Source organism: Methylobacter sp. BlB1 (assembly GCF_015476545.1).
GTDB lineage: Bacteria > Pseudomonadota > Gammaproteobacteria > Methylococcales > Methylomonadaceae > Methylobacter.
This window is the reverse complement of record NZ_JADMKV010000124.1, coordinates 1-4,287: the sequence shown is the minus strand read 5'-3', so window position 1 is coordinate 4,287 and position 4,287 is coordinate 1. Positions and strand designations below refer to the sequence as shown.

Genomic DNA, 4,287 nt, shown 5'->3' with positions numbered 1-4,287 from the left:
ACATAAAAGGAAACTTCACATAATGGCACTTATGCAAAGCTTTGCATAAGTGCCAAAAACGGTCTTTCAAGAACTATTAGTGAAGGTCAGATGAAACTTTGAAAACAGTCATTCAACGTTTGTATTCACCGGCCTGCGGGACTTTTCGCGCAGGGTTAGACGGCAATGCATCTAGGCTCCGACCTATACTGCAAGCGGCAAGTCGATGAAGCCTTAAGCAACGATTATTGCCGCGATGGTTGTCAAAACGTAGGTAGCTAGCAGCATGACCCATTGAGCCCAGGCCCAAACGAGAAACTATATCATAGGCTTGGAGATAATGCTGGAATGAAGGAAAGGCGCATGGACGGTCTGAGGGATGGCTCTCTTATGAACGAATGTTGTCTTTATTGATCAGATTGATTATAAATAGAGAGATTGATTATGAGGACCTGGATAATCTGCCAATATCAAAGCCTATTGGATGGAATCGTCTTTTTTGAATGATGAAGAAGACTGCCCGACATGGAATAGTTGGCAAGGGATTTGAGTAAAATTTAAGATTGGCAATTTGTATCCGGTGAGATGACAAATCATTTCAAGGAGACAAAAATGAACACAAAGATAATTAATGCTGCTATCGCTTCTTTAGAAGTGTCCTCGAGTATAAGAAAAGTATACTTACAGAAAGGGGCAGCTATAGCTGGACATCTATTGTTGGGATTCATCAAATTCTCAATGATATCTGCGCCCTTTTTATCTATGGTGATAATGATCCTCGCCTTATGGGGAGTTGTAGGAAAGACAACCTATACCGATCTTGATGCCATACAGAAAAAAGACATCGCGTTTGATACCAAAGAGGCTAAAAATTACCTGGTCAACGAGACAAAAAATATTAAGCAATGTTCTGAGGAATTGAAGAGTCCAGACATTAGACCGGAGAGAGAAAAACTGAAGCCAAGTAAAGTAGATTGGGAACATATTGTTTAAACCTTTGAGCTTGCGCTAGTCTTTTCTGAAAAGACTTAATCTTTCAACGGTTTTATCGGTAATCTCAATGCTTTCTAAATCCTGAGCTTGCGTTGGTAAAAAGCCTGGGTGGACGGCTGATGAGTAATCGTCAGAATGCCTGCATGAGGTAGCTCGTGGGCCAACAATTTGAGCATCTTCTCTTCGTCATTAGGGGGCAACGAGTCGAGGGCTTCCTGAATGAAGAGCCATTGCGGCCGATGCAATAATGCGCGAACAATACCTAAATACTGCTGCTGTTCATTTGACAACACGTCTTCCCAAGCATCGACCTGATCTAATTGGTTGATCAGGGCTTTTTGACCCACCTGCTCGAGCTTTTTTTCTACTTCGGCCTGGTCAAACGCTGTCTTGGGTTTGGGGTAGCAAATGGCATCAAATAACGACTTTGCTGGAAGGTAGGGCTTTGGCGGCATAAAGAATATCGACTGACCAGACGGTACTTCAATCTGGCCGGATCCCCATGGCCATAAACCGGCAATCGCTTTAAATAGCTTGGGGCCATTGTTGGCTCGATCAGAAATCAGCACATGCTCCCCCGCTTTGATTTCACCATTGAAAACGATTGAAAGCTTTTCTCCTTTCAGGTCTTCCAGCCTGACGTTATTAAACGTTAGCGCCGAAACATTGGCTTCATTCACATGAATCTGATGTGGATTCGGCGGTAAAATTTCATGCTCCAGATGATCAAGGGCATTCATGAGCCCTAAGACCCGCTCGACCGATGTTCGCCATTTGGCGACCTGGGTCATGTTATCGACCGGCCACGACAAAGCGGAAACCATGTGCTGAAAGGCCTGGACGGACTGAATCAAGATACCCAATGAAATTGCGCCGGCTATATAACGCGGCGATGCAACTAAAATCGGCAAGGCCATGGATGCGACTGAGTAGCCGGACGTAAATAACTGAATCCGAATCCAGGCGCTTGTTTGTTCGGCATAGGACCCGATAATCGCTCGAAACGAATCAAGCAGCCGCTCTTGTTCGTTAGCCTCGCCTCGAATCAATGCAATGACTCGGGAATTATTCTGAATATCGATCAGATTGTGCCGGAAATTAGCTTCTCTGGTTTGTCTTGTGTGAGTGGCCGATGTCATCGGTTTCCCCATCCACCAGCCTAAAATCGAAGCGCAGATTGAGTAGCTGATCGATATCCAGACCAGGTACCCCATCACCGGAATCGAAACGTTTCCGAACTCAAATACAACTTTTCCGGAAATGCCCCAAAGAATTTGGCTAAAGCTCGCCAACATCAATAAACAGTAAAACAATGAATGACTTAGCGCTATAGCGTCTTCGGTCGCAATACGAATATCTTCCGCGATGCGGCCGTCCGGATTGTCATGATCACTTTGGGATAATAAAGTGATCTGATAATGGCGGCCTTGTTGTATCCACTTGGCAATGACTTTTTCGGTTAGCCAGGTCCGCCACCCAATCAATAAGCGCCGTTTGACGATTAAATGGACTGTGGCGATCGCTATGCTACCCATGAAGATCAGAATTAATATGACGGCCTGGGCTTTTACGCCAGCCATTGATCGCTGTTCAATGGCATCAAAAAGAGCGGCATTCCATTGAGTAATATAGACGGCCAGTTCAATCTGCATCACTGTCAGTACAATCATCAGGACAGTTTCTGTCCATATTATGAGGCTGTTTTTGGATTTCCAGTAAGAGCCGGCCAATTTCATAAACGTAATAAAAAAATTTTTTTTATGATTCATTTATGATTATCTCCCGAGACGTAACTCTATTTAGAGATTGCCTCTATCCTATCATTTTATATTGACGAGCAAATCATAACTTGAAATTGAATTTGGGGCCTGTCAAGTTTATGCATAACGCCTAGCATGACAGCATACAGCAAGGGATACGGCACTAATCCGCCGATCAAGCCACTGTGGTGAAAGGTCGAGTTGGGTCGTTTTTTGCCGGTCAATCTGCTTCTTCTGCGCTCCTCTTTTTGGAAAAAAGCAAAGGAATTCCATCGGCATGGCCGGTAAAACGCCTATCGCTTCATCTGCAATATCTTCTCTTTCAATGCCAACAGACTTTCTCTTTTAGGCAGCGCTTCCAGCCCTTCTTCAATTTTTGCCAAGCTTTCATCGAACTTTTGCTGATCAAACAGCTCGTTAGCCTGCTTTTCAATCAGGTCGGCGATCTTCTCCAGTCCCTGCAAGGCCTCCTTGTTGTAAGGATCGATGGCCAGCACCTGACGATAAGCCCATAAGGCGTTGCTGCCGGATGGCGCGGTGATGTAGCCGACTTCAAAATGGATTTGCGCCAGTTCGAGCAGGTCCTTGATCTGAAGTTGCTGCTCCGGAGTCAGTTCGACGACTTCAGGCACGGCATCCATATTCTGGTAAATGTAGACATAACCGCCCGCCGCCGCGATTAAAGCCGCAATCGCAGCAGCGCCAAGGACTTTCGGCCAGGGCGATTTGGGCTCTATTTCATCAAGAAATTGCGTGATGGAAGCCGTTCTCTGCTCTCTTTTCAACGCCAGGGCGTGCGTCAGGGCGCTCCATTGCCGGCGCTTCAAGCCCGGAATGACCGGCGGCTGAAGATTGACCTCCAGCGCCTTCTGGGCGGACAGCTTGCCGAAAGGATGCTTGCCGGCCAGCAGTTCATAGCTGACGCAGGCCAGCGCATAAATATCGTCGCGCGGATCGGGATCTTGGTTTTCAAACATTTCCAAACTGGCGTAAGCCGGCGTCAGCGCCCCTAGGTCGCGGGCATTGAAAACCGTATCGTCATGGCCCTGGCGGTCCGATCTTACGGCCGCGCAGGCGATGCCGAAATCCAGCACTTTGACTTCGCCGCCGTCAGTAATAAAGACATTGCCCGGCTTGAAGTCCGAATGAACGATGTTCTTTTTGTGGGCGTAACCCAATGCCAACGCCAGTCCTTTAATGATCGGCCAGGCTTTATCGAAAGGAATGCCGCCTTGCGGAGCGATTTCACGGATATATTGAGAAAGCGACTTGCCTTCCAGTATTTCCATGACCATGAAAATGTTGCGGCCGTCGCGGTCGAAATCATAGACGCTGACGATGTTGGGATGCGCCAGCATCTGGGATTTCTTCGTTTCTCGCTGGAGCGCGATGAACAGTTCCGGATCATCCCTGAATTCTTCATTTAACACTTTTAACGCAACGTCGGTCTGCTGGTCCTGCGCTTCCTGGCGACGCAAGTCGGTCGCCCTGAACACAGTACCCATGCCGCCGCTGCCGAGCACTTCCTTGAGCACGAAGCGCTTGTTCAGTATCG

3 protein-coding genes are annotated in these 4,287 nt (G+C 47.3%); 1 reads left to right on the top strand and 2 read right to left on the bottom strand.

Features of this window, described 5'->3' with window-relative positions; translation table 11 throughout:
• Positions 1-591: 591 nt before the first annotated feature.
• Positions 592-972 (top strand): hypothetical protein, encoded by a 381-nt coding sequence (locus IT781_RS21405; protein ID WP_228779342.1) that lies wholly within the window; start codon positions 592-594, stop codon positions 970-972.
• A gap of 74 nt (positions 973-1,046) precedes the next feature.
• Here the strand turns inward: IT781_RS21405 and IT781_RS21400 are convergent, their stop codons facing one another.
• Both IT781_RS21400 and IT781_RS21395 read right to left on the bottom strand, forming a co-directional pair.
• A complete protein-coding gene (locus tag IT781_RS21400) occupies positions 1,047-2,708 on the bottom strand; it encodes an ABC transporter ATP-binding protein/permease (RefSeq protein ID WP_370527072.1) in 1,662 nt (553 codons plus the stop codon).
• Between the two features lie 317 nt (positions 2,709-3,025).
• Positions 3,026-4,287 (bottom strand): serine/threonine-protein kinase (locus IT781_RS21395; protein WP_194972200.1); only part of this gene is annotated, 1,262 nt, incomplete at its 5' end.

Coding starts and splice junctions, on each gene's coding strand:
- IT781_RS21405 (WP_228779342.1), top strand. CDS start 592: ATGAACACAAAGATAATTAATGCTGCTATCGCTTCTTTAGAAGTGTCC.
- IT781_RS21400 (WP_370527072.1), bottom strand. CDS start 2,708: ATGAAATTGGCCGGCTCTTACTGGAAATCCAAAAACAGCCTCATAATA.